Source organism: Stenotrophomonas sp. OVS01A, from assembly GCF_019969775.1.
GTDB lineage: Bacteria > Pseudomonadota > Gammaproteobacteria > Xanthomonadales > Xanthomonadaceae > Stenotrophomonas > Stenotrophomonas indicatrix.
On record NZ_JAHXYV010000001.1, the window covers coordinates 54,305 to 69,498 of the forward strand.

The following is a 15,194-nucleotide window of genomic DNA, read 5'->3' on the forward strand; positions in this document are numbered from 1 at the left end:
GCAGGGCGTCCTTACAGCGCGCTGCCACCGAACTTGTGGGTGTACTGCAGGTTGATGGTACGGCCGACGCTGTCGAACCAGGACACGTCGTAGTACGGGTACGCCGTATAGGTCTTGTCCTTCGGCGGCATCTTGTTGAACACATTGACCACCGACAGCGACAACCGCGAGTGATCGTCGAAGCGGTACTGCAGCGAAGCGTTGTAGCGGTAGGTCGCCTTGATCCACGGGCTGTCGCCGCTTTCCTCGTCGAACACCTGGTCGTAGCTGTCCGAGGTCGGCAGCTTGCCCAGGCGCGAGCCGTACACGGTGGCCGACCAGGCGTCCTTTTCCCAGGTCACGCTGACGCTGGTCTTGGTGCGGGGAATATCGAAGCCGCTGTTGATCGCGAACTGGTCTTCGGTCACATCACCGGCATAGCGCTGGAAATCATGCTTCTTCACCCAGGTGTGGGTGCCATTGAAGATGAAGTCGCCGATGCCGGTCTGCAGGCGGTAGCGCAGGCCGACGTCGATGCCGGAGGTGGACTCGCGCGCCACGTTGATCGGATTGACGTGCACACCGTACAGGCGGCCGTCTGCGGTGCGGGTGATGCGGGCCAGGGCATCCACGCAGGTCGGCGAGCCGATGTCGGCGCTGCCCAGCCGGCAGTTCGCTTCGCTGGCCAGGATCGTACGCACGTCCATGTCCTGCACCTGGTCGCGCATGTCGATGTTGAACCAGTCGGCCGACAGGTCCAGGCCGGTGGCCGGCGACCACACGAAGCCCGCGCTCCAGGAGGTGCTGGTTTCCGGTTCCAGCTCGCGGTTGCCACTGCGGCTGCGGATCACGTTGCGCTCGTAATCGGCGCAATCATCGGCGGCGTCGGCGCGGCAGTTGTACAGATCTTCCGCGCTGGTCTCGTCGTTGCCCGGGCCGGCGAACACATAGTGCAGGTCCGGCGCACGGAACGCGGTGCCGTACGAGCCGCGCACCAGCAGCGTGTCGATCGGGCGCCATTCCAGGCCGCCGCTCCAGGTCGCCTTGCCGATGGTGTGGCCCGAATAGCGATACTGGTCGTAACGGCCGGCCACGCTCAGGTTGACCGTCTCATGCAGCGGCATGCGCAGCTCGGCGGCAGTCGCCCAGCGGTTGCGCGAGCCCTTGCCGTCCGAATCCTTCCAGCTGTAGTAGTAATAGCCGGTCGCCAGCGGGTCCGGGTTGAGCGCGTAGGCCTGCTGGCCCACTTCCACCGTCGCGGCAAAGCCGGCATCGCCACCGGGCAGGGTGAACAGCGACCCATTGGTCAGGGTCAACGCAGCCGTCTCGGTGCGCGACTTCGGCGTATAGGTGGTGCGTGCGGCGATCGAATCGTACTCGGCACGGGTCAGCGGCCGGTACAGGCGCGACGGATCGGCGTTGTAGATCGGGAAGCCGTCCTCGTCCTCGCCCAGCTGCGGGCCCAGGAACAGGTCGTTGGCCTTGGATGCGATGATCTGCGCCCAGCTGATCCGCGACTGGTACTGCGAATGGCTCAGTGCTGCTTCGTAGTCCCAGTTGCCGGTCAGGTTGCCCTTGAAGCCGGTGGTCACGCTGAAGGTCTTCTGCGTGCTGCGCACCATCGCATTGTCCAGCCCGCCCATTTCCTCGGGCGAGAACTGGCGCTGCCAGAACTCGATCTCGCCGGTGGCTTCATTGTTGAAGTAACCCGACTCATCGCCGTCGGCGGCCATGCGGCCCCACTTGGTGACATCGCGCATCAGTGACATCGTGTGGTAGCCCAGCTGCACGTCGGCGAACCACTGCTGGCCGTTGTCGAAGTCGTAGCTGAGCGAGGCATAGCCGTTGGCGCCGCGGCGCTTGCTGAGGATCGTGCCGTAGCCGATCGCGCTGTCGCTGCCGCAGTAGTAGCCGTAGCGCGGACGGAACGCGCGGTAGGTGCTGCCCTGATTCTGCCCGGCCAACGCCTCGCAGGTCGCCGCGCCCGGGTCCAGGTAGTCATCGTTGTAATCGGTGCGCAGGTAGGAACGACGGGCGATGCGCGCGCCTTCGGTCGGGCCGTCCTGCGTCGAGTCCTGGATGTCGCGGTCGTAGGCCCACAGCGGCGTCTGCGACTGCAGTTCGACGCTGTACACCGCGTTGAAGTTGCCGCTGCTGAAGCCGCTGGCCAAGCTCATGTCGAACGACTCACCACCGCCTTCGGTGGTGGTGCCCATGCGCATGTCGATGGTGGTGCCATCGGCCTTCTTCTTCAGGATGAAATTGACCACGCCGGCGATTGCATCCGAGCCGTAGATCGCCGACGCGCTGCCGGTCAGCACTTCAATGCGGTCGATCATGCCCAGCGGAATGTTGGACACATCGGTGAAGTTGCTGCGGCCCTTGAACGGCATCGGGAAGTCGGCGATGCGACGGCCGTTGACCAGCACCAGGGTGTGGTTCGGCCCCAACCCGCGCAGGTCGACCTGCTGCGCACCCGGCGAGAAATCGGCCCCTCCGGAGGACTGCTGGCTCTGCGTCTCACCGCCGTTCTGGGTCATCGCGCGCAGCACGTCCGGCACGGTGGTGAAGCCGCTGGAGCGGATCTGCTCTGCGTTGATGACAGTGATCGGCGCCGGTCCTTCCACCTGGGCGCGCGGGATGCGTGAGCCGGTCACCTGCACCGCATCCAGCTGTTGTACCGAAGAGGAAGCGGGAGTCTGTGCCGCCGCCGAAGCAGCAACGCCCATCAACGCCAGCTGGATCGACCACGCCATCGCCTGTCTACGCATGAGAAATTCTCGGAAGTAATGCCGGCCCACAGAGGAGGGGCCCTGTCCCCCATTCACATTTCAGGAATGGGCGCGCGCATTTAACGCCTTTTTCATGTCCTTGACTACTGGGAATATGTCTGGCAAAGAGTGAAAACGGTTGCAGGTCGTTTTTGTTCAGGGAGATCAAAATGCGACGCCTTCGCTACGGGCTGCGTGGCCCGCTCATCGCCTTGCTGCTGTCCGCGCTCTTCTGGTCATCACCAGCGGCGGCACAGGAACTGATGGACCCGGGCTTCGCCTACTACGAAGTGGGCGATCTGGATGCACCGCGGCCTGGCCCGCGAGCCCCCGCGATGATGCTGATGGGCGGTGGCGAATGGGTGCCTGAAGCCTTCCAGTGGTGGCTGCGCCAGGCCGGCAATGGCCGTGTGTTGATCCTGCGCGCCTCCGGCACCGATGAGCTGCAGGACCGTCTGTACCGGGAGATTGGCGGCACCACCGCCGTGCAGACCCTGGTGTTCGACAACCGCCGCGGCGCCGATGACCCGGCCGTGCTGCGGGTCGTGGCCGCAGCCGATGCGATCTTCATCGCCGGCGGCGATCAGTCCCGCTACATCCGCTTCTGGAAGGGCACCGCGCTCAATCGCGCGCTGAATGCCCACGTGCGCGCCGGCAAGCCGATTGCCGGCACCAGCGCCGGGCTGGCCATCCTCGGCGGCTACGCCTATGGCGCGCTGGACGGCGGCAGCATCGATTCGGCCAGCGCCATGGCCGACCCGATGGGCGAGGCGGTGACCCTGGACCGCGGCTTCCTGCAGTTGCCCTACCTGCAGCGGGTGGTCACCGACACCCACTTCGACAAGCGCGACCGTCTCGGCCGCCTGATCGTGTTCGTGGCCCGCGCCGCGCATGACAGCGGTGACCCGGACATGGTCGGCATCGGCGTCGACGAAGACACGGCCCTGTGCGTGGAGCCTGACGGCCAGGCCCAGGTCTACAGTGCCGACGGCGAAGGCAAGGTCTGGGTGGTCAGCCCCGGACGCGACGCCGACCGGCTGGTGGTAGGCGAGCCCCTGCGCTTCCATGCGGTACCGGTCACCGTGGTCGCCAGCGGCAGTCGCATGCGCCTGGACGACCTGCAGGCCGACGCGGCCTACCAGGCTTTGGCTGAAATCAGCGATGGCGAGATTGAAGTCGTCCGCCAATGATCCGGTAGCGCCGGGCCATGCCCGGCGGATGCCGTCGCGCTGTGCCTTCCACCGGGCATGGCCCGACGCTACCGTGCAATCCAATCCTTGTCCTGCTGGAGATCTGCTTCCATGAAACTGCGCCTGGCGATGTCCGCGCTGTTGTCCCTGCCACTGCTGGCCCAGGCCGCACCCACCGCATCACCGCTGCTGGTCATCCACGGCGGTGCCGGGGTGGAGCGCAAGGATCTCTCCGCGGCAGAAGAACAGGCCGCGCGCGCTGCGCTGAAGGCGGCATTGCTGAAGGGCCATGCCGAACTTGCAGCCGGGCGTCCGGCACTGGCGGCGGTGACCGCGGCCATCACCGTGCTCGAGGATGATCCGACCTTCAACGCGGGCAAGGGCGCGGTGTTCACCCACGAAGGCCGCAATGAACTGGACGCGGCGGTGATGGACGGTGCCACCCAGGCGGCCGGAGCAGTGGCCGGCGTGCAGCGCGTGCGCAACCCGATCCTCCTCGCGCAGGCGGTGATGCAGAAGTCCAGGCACGTGATGATGGTGGGGCAGGGCGCCGAAGCCTTCGCCACCGAGCAGGGCGTGACCCTGGTCGACCCCTCCTACTTCCGCACCGACAAGCGCTGGCAGCAGCTGCAGCGTGCATTGAAGGAAGAAGCGAGCGGGCAGGCGCATGCCGACCTGGAAACCGCAAAGCACTTCGGCACGGTCGGTGCGGTCGCCCTGGATGCACAGGGGCATCTTGCTGCAGGCACCTCCACTGGCGGCATGACCAACAAGCGCTATGGACGTGTCGGCGATTCGCCGATCATCGGTGCCGGCACCTGGGCCGATGCGCGCTGTGCGGTGTCGGGTACCGGTTGGGGCGAGTACTACATCCGTACCGCGGCAGCCCATGAGATCTGCGCGCGCATGCGCTACCTCGGTCAGTCGCCGGAACAGGCGGGCAAGGGCGTGATCAACGACGCGATTCCGCAGATGGGCGGCGACGGCGGGGCGATCGTGCTCTCTGCAGATGGAAAAGCGGCAGCGCCGTTCAACACCCAGGGCATGTATCGGGGCTGGATCGGGGCCGATGGCGTTGCCCATGTGGCCATCTTTGCCGACGAGCCAATCGCGCTGCCTTGAGCAGACCCTTGCGTATCAAGGGGTTTGCGACGCGCGTGAAAAAAAGTGAAAAAAAGCGTTGACAGACCCCTGCTTCATCTCCAGAATTGCGGGCTCACCACCACACACCGCAACGCTTCGGCGGCACGGAATGGGGTGGTAAGGAGGGATACCCAAGCGGCCAACGGGGGCAGACTGTAAATCTGCTGGCTTACGCCTTCGGTGGTTCGAATCCACCTCCCTCCACCAGCTTCACGTTGTGGCACATTCCCGGTGCGGGAGTAGTTCAATGGTAGAACCTCAGCCTTCCAAGCTGATGGTGCGGGTTCGATTCCCGTCTCCCGCTCCATTGAATGAACTTTGAATATTATCGAGTTCATGCCATAATGCAAAACTCGCTCACATAGCTCAGTCGGTAGAGCACTTCCTTGGTAAGGAAGAGGTCGAAGGTTCGATTCCTTTTGTGAGCACCATCTTCAGCACCACACCAGACGAATTCGAGATAAGCAGCCATGGCCAAGGGTAAGTTCGAGCGCACCAAGCCGCACGTCAATGTCGGCACCATCGGTCACGTCGACCACGGCAAGACCACGCTGACCGCCGCACTGACCAAGATCGGTGCCGAGCGCTTTGGTGGCGAGTTCAAGGATTACTCCGCGATCGACGCTGCGCCGGAAGAAAAGGCACGTGGCATCACGATCTCGACCGCGCACGTCGAGTACGAATCCACCGTTCGTCACTACGCCCACGTCGATTGCCCGGGCCATGCTGACTACGTCAAGAACATGATCACCGGTGCTGCCCAGATGGACGGCGCGATCCTGGTGTGCTCGGCCGCTGACGGCCCGATGCCGCAGACCCGCGAGCACATCCTGCTGTCGCGTCAGGTCGGCGTGCCGTACATCGTCGTGTTCCTGAACAAGGCCGACATGGTTGACGATGCCGAGCTGCTGGAACTGGTCGAAATGGAAGTCCGCGAGCTGCTGAGCAAGTATGACTTCCCGGGCGACGACACCCCGATCATCTCGGGTTCGGCCCGTCTGGCGCTGGAAGGCGACCAGAGCGACATCGGCGTGCCGGCCGTCATCAAGCTGGTCGAGGCGCTGGACACCTGGATCCCGACCCCGGAGCGTGACGTCGACAAGGCGTTCCTGATGCCGGTCGAAGACGTGTTCTCGATCTCGGGCCGCGGCACCGTGGTGACCGGTCGTATCGAGCGCGGCGTGATCAAGGTCGGCGAAGAAATCGAAATCGTCGGCATCCGTCCGGTGCAGAAGACCACCGTGACCGGCGTGGAAATGTTCCGCAAGCTGCTGGACCAGGGTCAGGCAGGCGACAACGCCGGTCTGCTGCTGCGCGGCACCAAGCGTGACGACGTCGAGCGTGGCCAGGTTCTGGCCAAGCCGGGTTCGATCAAGCCGCACACCAAGTTCGACGCCGAAGTGTACGTGCTGTCGAAGGACGAAGGCGGCCGTCACACCCCGTTCTTCAAGGGCTACCGTCCGCAGTTCTACTTCCGTACCACCGACATCACCGGTGCGGTCGAGCTGCCGGAAGGCGTCGAGATGGTGATGCCGGGCGACAACGTGAAGATGGTTGTCACCCTGATCAACCCGGTCGCCATGGACGCCGGCCTGCGCTTCGCCATCCGCGAAGGTGGCCGTACCGTCGGTGCTGGCGTGGTTGCCAACATCCTCGAGTAAGCCTGCATGCCGGCGGTCGCATAGCGCTGCCGGTCTGGCGAGTGGCGGGCCGGGAACCTCGGTCCGCCTTCGCCGTCTAAGGGAAGGCAAGTTTTCAACGTACGCCAGTAGCTCAATTGGCAGAGCAGCGGTCTCCAAAACCGCAGGTTGGGGGTTCGAGTCCCTCCTGGCGTGCCATCTGCCCACCTTACCGAGCGGCCCTGCCGCTAAAGCAGACACAGCCTGATGAATAGCAAGATCGAACATTCCAAGGACACCTCCGCGCAAGGCGGGGATATCGTCAAGTACGTCCTCGCATCGTTGCTGGTGCTGGCAGGTCTGTTCGTCTGGTTCTGGTTCTCCGCCGACTCCGGTCGCGCTGCCCAGCTGGGCGCGTGGGCGGGTCAGCTGCGTGCGTTGGCGGTCGTGGTCGGCCTGGTTGGCGGTATCGGCGTGTTCATGCTGACCGGCAAGGGGCGCGACACCCGCGAATTCCTCTCCGAGTCGCGCTTTGAACTGCGTAAAGTGGTCTGGCCGACCCGCCAGGAAGCCATTCGCATGACCTGGGTGGTGATTGTCGTCGTCCTGATTCTCAGCTTGCTGCTGGGCGGGTTCGACTTCTTCATCCAGAAACTGACTCAGTGGTTCCTGAGCCGCTAAGGAGAAATGCATGAAGCGTTGGTACGTCGTTCACGCCTATTCGGGCTTCGAGAAGTCGGTGGCGCAGGCTCTGCGCGATCGCATCGTCCGTGACGGCATGGAAGAGCGCTTCGGCGACGTCCTGGTTCCGACCGAGGAAGTGATCGAAATGCGCGCCGGCCAGAAGCGCCGTTCCGAGCGCAAGTTCTTCCCGGGTTACGTGCTGGTCCAGATCGAGACCCACGAAGAAGCCGGTATTCCGCGCATCGACAACGAAAGCTGGCATCTGGTCAAGGAAACCCCGCGCGTCATGGGCTTCATCGGCGGAACCGCTGATCGTCCGCTGCCGATCGCCGACTCCGAGGCCGAGGCGATCCTGAATCGTGTCCAGGAAGGCGTCGAGAAGCCGCGTCCGAAGGTGCTGTTCGAGCCGGGCCAGATGGTCCGCGTCACCGAGGGTCCGTTCAACGACTTCAATGGTGTCGTCGAAGAGGTCAATTACGAGAAGAGCCGTCTGCGCGTCTCGGTGTTGATCTTCGGTCGCGCCACCCCGGTCGAACTTGAGTTCGGTCAGGTCGAAAAGGCCGTCTGATCTGCATTCATCTGCCGCTTCAGGCATGTGAAGAAAAAACCTGATATGCTGCGCGGCTCCCGTTGGGAAGCTGGCGGGATGAGGCCACCGAAAGGTGGCCTTCGGCATGATTTCAAAACGCGATGCCGGGACGCGTGATTCCCGGTCCGATGGGGAGCCTGTTGTCGCAAGGCGCTAGCACCCGGAGAGTACTCACATGGCAAAGAAAGTTGTCGGTTATATCAAGCTGCAGGTGAAGGCCGGTCAGGCCAACCCCTCGCCGCCGGTCGGTCCTGCGCTGGGTCAGCGCGGCCTGAACATCATGGAATTCTGCAAGGCCTTCAATGCCGCCACGCAGAAGCTCGAGCCGGGTCTGCCGGTTCCGGTGATCATCACGGCCTATTCGGACCGTACGTTCACCTTCATCACCAAGAGCACTCCGGCCACCACCCTGCTGAAGAAGGCCGCTGGCATCTCGTCGGGCTCCAAGCGCCCGAACACCGAGAAGGTCGGCAAGGTCACCCGTAAGCAGCTGGAAGAGATCGCCAAGGCGAAGGAACCGGATCTGACTGCCGCCGACCTGGACGCCGCCGTGCGTACCATCGCTGGCTCTGCCCGTTCCATGGGCCTCGTGGTGGAGGGTTAAGAAGATGGCACAGACCAAGCGTGAGAAGGCCATCAAGGCCGCTATCGTTCCGGGCAAGGCATACGCCTTCGAGGACGCAATCAACATCCTGAAGACCGCCACCAAGGCCAAGTTCGTCGAGTCGATCGACGTTGCTGTGCGCCTGGGCGTCGACGCGAAGAAGTCCGACCAGCAGGTCCGTGGCTCCACCGTGCTGCCGGCTGGTACCGGCAAGTCGGTCCGCGTCGCTGTCTTCGCTCCGGCCGGTGCCAAGGCTGATGAAGCCCTGGCTGCTGGCGCCGAAGCCGTCGGTATGGACGACCTGGCCGAGAAGATGCAGGCCGGCGATCTGAACTACGACGTCGTGATCGCGACCCCGGACGCAATGCGCGTTGTCGGTAAGCTGGGTACCGTGCTGGGCCCGCGCGGCCTGATGCCGAACCCGAAGGTCGGCACCGTCTCCCCGAACCCGGGTGAGGCTGTGAAGAATGCCAAGTCGGGTCAGGTGCGTTACCGCACCGACAAGGCCGGCATCATCCACTGCACCATCGGCAAGGCCGACTTCGCCGAAGACGCGCTGAAGTCGAACCTGACCGCGCTGCTGCTGGACCTGATCAAGGCCAAGCCGGCCACCTCGAAGGGCACCTACCTGCAGAAGGTTTCGGTCAGCTCGACGATGGGCCCGGGCGTCACCGTCGACCAGTCGTCGCTGAGCCTGAAGTAATCGTTTCAAGCGGTCGCGGGTCCCTCGGGTCCCGCGACCGTGACATTTGAAGGCATCGCCGGCAACACATCGCCGGTGGTAGCCGTCAAAGACCGCAGGTGCGGTCGTGGCATGCCGGCGACGGGCACGGAAGCTCGATTTGGCAGGGAGTCGCCGCCGGAGCAGTCACGAACGCTTAATCGATTCCCAGGAATCACCCTGCGTAGATGGTGCCCTTCTGGAGTTTTTCTGGTTCACGCACGTCTGGGGTTACCCAGGTTGGCCCACTCCAGGTCTAGAACGGCCCACCCCCCGGAACATCATTCCGATGTTCCCGGCGTCCAGGACGGATGCCGCACAGGACCGCACACGGCAGGAGCCGTAAGCGGAGTTCAATCGGAGGAGTGCAATGGCTCTCAATCTGTCCCAGAAGCAAGAAGTAGTCGCGGAGCTGGCAGACATCGCCGCCAAGGCCCACTCCTTGATCGCAGCCGAATACGCTGGCACCACGGTCGCTCAGATGACCGCGATGCGTAAGCAGGCTCGTGAAACCGGCGTTTTCTTGAAAGTTGTCAAGAACACCCTGGCGTCGCGTGCCGTTGAAGGCACCGAGTTCGCAGTCGCACAGGACCAGATGGTTGGTCCGCTGCTGTACGCGTTCTCGCTCGAGGAGCCCGGTGCTGCCGGTCGCCTGATCAAGGATGCCGCCAAGGGCAACGACAAGCTTAAGGCCAAGGTCGTCGCAATCGGTGGTGAAGTGTTCCCGGCAAGCCATGTCGACGTGTTGGCCTCGCTGCCGACCCGCGACCAGGCCCTGGCAATGCTGGCACGCGTCCTGACCGAGCCGGTCACGATGTTCGCCCGCGCCATCAAGGCAATCGGCGACAAGCAGAATGGTGGCGACGTCGCCGCCGACGCTGCTGAACCGGCCGCCGAGACCGCCTGAGTTTCGACTAATCGTGGTTCCTGACGGAACCTCAATCCAGAAAAACATCCAAAGGTAATTATCATGTCCCTTACCAACGAACAGATCGTCGACGCCATCGCCGAGAAGTCCCTGATGGAAGTGATGGAGCTGGTCAAGGCCATCGAAGAGAAGTTCGGCGTCTCCGCCGCTGCTCCGGTCGCCGCTGCTGTGGCTGGCCCGGCTGCCGTCGTTGAAGAGCAGACCGAATTCGTCGTCACCCTGAAGACCGCTGGCGACAAGAAGGTCGAAGTCATCAAGGCCGTCCGCGCCATCACCGGCCTGGGCCTGAAGGAAGCGAAGGACCTGGCCGAAGCCGGCGGCGTCCTGAAGGACAACGCTTCGAAGGACGAAGCCGAGAAGATGAAGAAGGACCTGGAAGCTGCTGGCGCGACTGTCGAAGTCAAGTAAGCACTTCCATTGCGTCGCCATCGAAATCCGGCGATGCAGCCAAGGCTGGGGGCGTAAGCCCCCGGCCTTTGGTCGTTGTTGTAGGCCCGGCCAATCGTGGCGCGGTTCTACGGAAATACGGTGAAAAGCCCAACACGGGCTGCGGTCAAACCCTGGCCGGCCAGCGCAACGCGCGGCGGCGGGGGAGTGGATGCAGACGAGTTGGCAGTTGGAAGTAGCGGGAGAAGGCGTGCTGGTGCCGGCAATACCAGCGACTTCCAACTGACAATTTCAAGTTCCCTTCGGGTCGTGGGCGCACGACTCGCACAACAAGGTGGAAGACCTCATGACGTCCTATTCGTTCACCGAAAAAAAGCGTATCCGCAAGGATTTCGGCAAGCAGCGTTCGATTCTCGAAGTGCCGTTCCTGCTCGCCATCCAGGTGGATTCCTACCGTGAATTCCTGCAGGAGAACGTCGATCCGGCCAAGCGCACGGACCACGGCCTGCACGCTGCACTGAAGTCGGTCTTCCCGATCGCCAGCTACAGCGGCAATGCTGCCCTGGAATACGTCGGCTACAAGCTGGGCGATCCGGTCTTCGACGAGCGTGAGTGCCGTCAGCGTGGCATGAGCTACGGTGCGCCGCTGCGCGTGACCGTGCGCCTGGTGATCTACGACCGCGAGTCGTCGACCAAGGCCATCAAGTACGTGAAGGAGCAGGAGGTCTACCTCGGCGAAATCCCGCTGATGACCGACAACGGCACCTTCATCGTCAACGGCACCGAGCGTGTCATCGTCTCGCAGCTGCACCGCTCGCCGGGCGTGTTCTTCGACCACGACCGTGGCAAGACCCACAGCTCGGGCAAGCTGCTGTACAGCGCCCGCATCATTCCTTACCGCGGCTCCTGGCTGGACTTCGAGTTCGACCCGAAGGACGCGCTGTTCACCCGTATCGACCGTCGCCGCAAGCTGCCGGTGTCGATCCTGCTGCGTGCGCTTGGCTACAGCAACGAAGAGATGCTGGCCGAGTTCTTCGAGATCAACACCTTCCACATCAACCCGGATGAAGGCGTCCAGCTGGAGCTGGTGCCCGAGCGCCTGCGCGGCGAAACCCTGGGCTTCGACCTCGCCGACGGCGACAAGGTCATCGTGGAAGCCGGCAAGCGCATCACCGCGCGCCACATCAAGCAGCTGGAAGCCTCGGGCATCGCCGCCCTGGCCGTGCCGGACGACTACATCGTCGGCCGCATCCTGTCGCACGACGTGGTCGATGCCTCGACCGGCGAACTGCTGGCCCAGGCCAACGACGAAATCACCGACGAACAGCTGCAGGCCTTCCGCAAGGCCGGCGTCGATGCCGTGGGCACCCTGTGGGTGAACGACCTGGATCGTGGCCCGTACCTGTCCAACACCCTGCGCATCGATCCGACCAAGACCCAGCTGGAAGCCCTGGTCGAGATCTACCGCATGATGCGTCCGGGCGAGCCGCCGACCAAGGATGCCGCGCAGAACCTGTTCCACAACCTGTTCTTCACCTTCGAGCGCTACGACCTGTCCGCAGTCGGCCGCATGAAGTTCAACCGTCGCGTGGGCCGCAAGGAAACCACCGGCGAAGCCGTGCTGTACGACCGCAAGTACTACGGCGAGCGCAACGACGAAGAGTCCAAGCGCCTCGTTGCCGCCCACGGCGACAGCTCGGACATCCTGGACGTGATCAAGGTCCTGACCGAGATCCGCAACGGTCGCGGCGTGGTCGATGACATCGATCACCTGGGCAACCGTCGCGTGCGTTCGGTCGGTGAAATGGCCGAGAACGTGTTCCGCGTGGGCCTGGTCCGCGTCGAGCGCGCGGTCAAGGAACGCCTGTCGATGGCCGAGTCGGAAGGCCTGACCCCGCAGGAGCTGATCAACGCCAAGCCGGTGGCTGCGGCGATCAAGGAATTCTTCGGCTCCTCGCAGCTGTCGCAGTTCATGGATCAGAACAACCCGCTGTCGGAAGTCACGCACAAGCGTCGCGTCTCGGCCCTGGGCCCGGGCGGCCTGACCCGTGAGCGCGCCGGCTTCGAAGTGCGCGACGTGCACCCGACCCATTACGGCCGCGTCTGCACCATCGAAACGCCGGAAGGCCCGAACATCGGCCTGATCAACTCGCTGGCCGTGTACGCCCGCACCAACCAGTACGGTTTCCTCGAGACCCCGTACCGCAAGGTCGTGGACGGCAAGGTCTTCGACGAAGTCGAGTTCCTGTCGGCCATCGAAGAAAACGAGTACGTCATCGCCCAGGCCAACGCCCTGACCGATGCCAACAGCGTGCTGACCGAGCAGTTCGTCCCCTGCCGTTACCAGGGCGAATCGCTGCTGAAGCCGCCGGCGGAAGTCCACTTCATGGACGTCTCGCCGATGCAGACCGTGTCGATCGCGGCCGCGCTGGTTCCGTTCCTGGAGCACGATGACGCCAACCGCGCACTGATGGGCGCCAACATGCAGCGTCAGGCCGTGCCGACCCTGCGTGCGCAGAAGCCGCTGGTCGGTACCGGCATCGAGCGCGCCGTGGCGCGTGACTCGGGCGTGACCGTGAACGCCCGTCGTGGTGGTGAGATCGTGCAGATCGACGCCGCCCGCATCGTGGTCAAGGTCAACGAAGCCGAGATCACCGACGCGTCCGACGCCGGCGTGGACATCTACAACCTGATCAAGTACACCCGCTCCAACCAGAACACCTGCATCAACCAGCGTCCGCTGGTGGAAGTGGGCAACGTGGTGGCGCGTGGCGACGTGCTGGCCGATGGTCCGTCCACCGACATCGGTGAACTGGCCCTGGGCCAGAACATGCTGATCGCCTTCATGCCGTGGAACGGCTACAACTTCGAAGACTCCATCCTGCTCTCCGAGCGCGTGGTGGAAGAGGATCGCTACACCACGATCCACATCGAAGAGCTGACCTGCGTTGCGCGTGACACCAAGCTGGGGCCGGAGGAAATCTCGGCCGACATCCCGAACGTTTCCGAGCAGGCGCTGAACCGCCTGGACGAAAGCGGCGTGGTGTACATCGGTGCCGAAGTCCGCGCCGGCGACATCATGGTCGGCAAGGTCACCCCGAAGGGCGAAAGCCAGCTGACCCCGGAAGAGAAGCTGCTGCGCGCGATCTTCGGCGAGAAGGCTTCGGACGTGAAGGACAGCTCGCTGCGCGTGCCCCCGGGCATGGACGGCACCGTCATCGACGTGCAGGTCTTCACCCGCGACGGCATCGAGAAGGACAAGCGCGCCCGTCAGATCGAAGAATCTGAAATCAAGCGCGTCAAGAAGGACTTCGACGACCAGTTCCGCATCCTGGAAGCAGCCATCTATGCCCGTCTGCGTTCGCAGATCGTCGGCAAGGTGGTCAACGGTGGCGCCGGCCTGAAGAAGGGCGACGTCATCTCCGACGCCTACCTGGATGGCCTGAAGAAGGCCGACTGGTTCGTGCTGCGCATGAAGGACGAGGACGCCGCCGAAGCCATCGAGCGCGCACAGAAGCAGATCCAGGCGCACGAGAAGGAATTCGAGCGTCGCTTCGCCGACAAGCGCGGCAAGATCACCGCTGGCGACGACCTCGCCCCGGGCGTGCTGAAGATGGTCAAGGTGTTCCTGGCAGTGAAGCGCCGCATCCAGCCGGGCGACAAGATGGCAGGCCGCCACGGCAACAAGGGTGTGGTGTCCAACGTGGTGCCGGTCGAGGACATGCCGTACATGGCCTCGGGCGAAACCGTGGACATCGTGCTGAACCCGCTGGGCGTGCCGTCGCGTATGAACATCGGGCAGATCCTGGAAGTGCACCTGGGCTGGGCAGCCAAGGGTCTGGGTCGCAAGATCCAGGCAATGCTGGAAGCCCAGGCCGCGGTCGCCGACCTGCGCAAGTTCCTGGACGACATCTACAACCACGATGACACCAACGTGGCCAACCGTGTCGACCTGTCGCAGTTCAGCGACGAGGAACTGCTGCGTCTGGCCCGCAACCTGTTCGACGGCGTGCCGATGGCAACGCCGGTGTTCGACGGTGCCACCGAAGCGGAAATCAAGCGCATGCTGGAACTGGCCGACCTGCCGAGCAGTGGCCAGACCCAGCTGTATGACGGCCGCACCGGTGAAGCCTTCGATCGCCACACCACCGTTGGCTACATGCACTACCTGAAGCTGAACCACCTGGTCGACGACAAGATGCACGCCCGTTCGACCGGCCCGTACTCGCTCGTCACCCAGCAGCCGCTGGGCGGCAAGGCGCAGTTCGGCGGCCAGCGCTTCGGTGAAATGGAAGTCTGGGCGCTGGAAGCCTACGGCGCGGCCTACACCCTGCAGGAAATGCTGACGGTGAAGTCCGATGACGTGCAGGGCCGCAACCAGATGTACAAGAACATCGTCGACGGTGAGCACGAGATGGTCGCGGGCATGCCGGAATCCTTCAACGTCCTGGTGAAGGAAATCCGCTCGCTGGCCATCAACATGGAACTGGAAGACAACTGATCCATGCCGGCGCGGCGGCCACCGCCGCCGCGCCGCTGGCAGTGAACTGAAAGCCCATCGACACAGCATTCCTCCTTC

The 15,194-nt window shown here is 63.8% G+C and carries 11 protein-coding genes and 4 tRNA genes; 14 read left to right on the top strand and 1 reads right to left on the bottom strand.

Annotated elements, in window-relative coordinates:
• Positions 1 to 11: 11 nt before the first annotated feature.
• Complete coding sequence (locus tag LC407_RS00245; RefSeq protein WP_033830427.1) at positions 12 to 2,750, bottom strand: TonB-dependent receptor; 2,739 nt, start codon at positions 2,748 to 2,750, stop codon at positions 12 to 14.
• A gap of 170 nt (positions 2,751 to 2,920) precedes the next feature.
• On the opposite strand from LC407_RS00245, the gene LC407_RS00250 reads away from it, so the two are divergent.
• The 14 genes from LC407_RS00250 (at position 2,921) to rpoB (ending at position 15,116) form a co-directional block, all read left to right on the top strand.
• A complete protein-coding gene (locus tag LC407_RS00250; protein ID WP_059066093.1) occupies positions 2,921 to 3,940 on the top strand; it encodes a cyanophycinase in 1,020 nt (339 codons plus the stop codon).
• Positions 3,941 to 4,051: 111 nt separating this feature from the next.
• Entirely contained in the window at positions 4,052 to 5,062 is a 1,011-nt protein-coding gene (locus LC407_RS00255) for an isoaspartyl peptidase/L-asparaginase (protein ID WP_223481994.1), read from the top strand.
• A gap of 142 nt (positions 5,063 to 5,204) precedes the next feature.
• Positions 5,205 to 5,290 (top strand) — tRNA-Tyr (locus LC407_RS00260).
• A 26-nt stretch (positions 5,291 to 5,316) separates the two neighbouring features.
• Positions 5,317 to 5,390 (top strand) — tRNA-Gly (locus LC407_RS00265).
• 48 nt (positions 5,391 to 5,438) lie between these two features.
• A tRNA-Thr gene (locus LC407_RS00270) sits at positions 5,439 to 5,514 on the top strand.
• Positions 5,515 to 5,553: 39 nt separating this feature from the next.
• Positions 5,554 to 6,744, top strand: coding sequence for an elongation factor Tu (gene tuf, locus LC407_RS00275; RefSeq protein WP_032977440.1), 1,191 nt, complete (start codon positions 5,554 to 5,556; stop codon positions 6,742 to 6,744).
• A 101-nt stretch (positions 6,745 to 6,845) separates the two neighbouring features.
• Positions 6,846 to 6,921 (top strand) — tRNA-Trp (locus LC407_RS00280).
• A gap of 48 nt (positions 6,922 to 6,969) precedes the next feature.
• Positions 6,970 to 7,383, top strand: a complete 414-nt coding sequence (gene secE / locus LC407_RS00285; protein WP_025879351.1) for a preprotein translocase subunit SecE — start codon at positions 6,970 to 6,972, stop codon at positions 7,381 to 7,383.
• Between the two features lie 10 nt (positions 7,384 to 7,393).
• The gene (gene nusG, locus LC407_RS00290; protein WP_025879350.1) at positions 7,394 to 7,954 is read left to right on the top strand and encodes a transcription termination/antitermination protein NusG; all 561 of its coding nucleotides are present in this window, start codon (positions 7,394 to 7,396) and stop codon (positions 7,952 to 7,954) included.
• A 196-nt stretch (positions 7,955 to 8,150) separates the two neighbouring features.
• The gene (gene rplK, locus LC407_RS00295) at positions 8,151 to 8,579 is read left to right on the top strand and encodes a 50S ribosomal protein L11 (protein WP_004145248.1); all 429 of its coding nucleotides are present in this window, start codon (positions 8,151 to 8,153) and stop codon (positions 8,577 to 8,579) included.
• A 4-nt stretch (positions 8,580 to 8,583) separates the two neighbouring features.
• Entirely contained in the window at positions 8,584 to 9,282 is a 699-nt protein-coding gene (rplA, locus tag LC407_RS00300; RefSeq protein WP_025879349.1) for a 50S ribosomal protein L1, read from the top strand.
• 388 nt (positions 9,283 to 9,670) lie between these two features.
• Complete coding sequence (gene rplJ, locus LC407_RS00305; protein ID WP_025879348.1) at positions 9,671 to 10,207, top strand: 50S ribosomal protein L10; 537 nt, start codon at positions 9,671 to 9,673, stop codon at positions 10,205 to 10,207.
• Positions 10,208 to 10,270: 63 nt separating this feature from the next.
• Positions 10,271 to 10,636: a 50S ribosomal protein L7/L12 gene (gene rplL / locus LC407_RS00310; protein ID WP_025879347.1), complete on the top strand. Its 366-nt coding sequence runs from the start codon at positions 10,271 to 10,273 to the stop codon at positions 10,634 to 10,636.
• A gap of 325 nt (positions 10,637 to 10,961) precedes the next feature.
• Complete coding sequence (gene rpoB, locus LC407_RS00315) at positions 10,962 to 15,116, top strand: DNA-directed RNA polymerase subunit beta (protein ID WP_025879346.1); 4,155 nt, start codon at positions 10,962 to 10,964, stop codon at positions 15,114 to 15,116.
• The last annotated feature ends 78 nt before the right edge of the window (positions 15,117 to 15,194 follow it).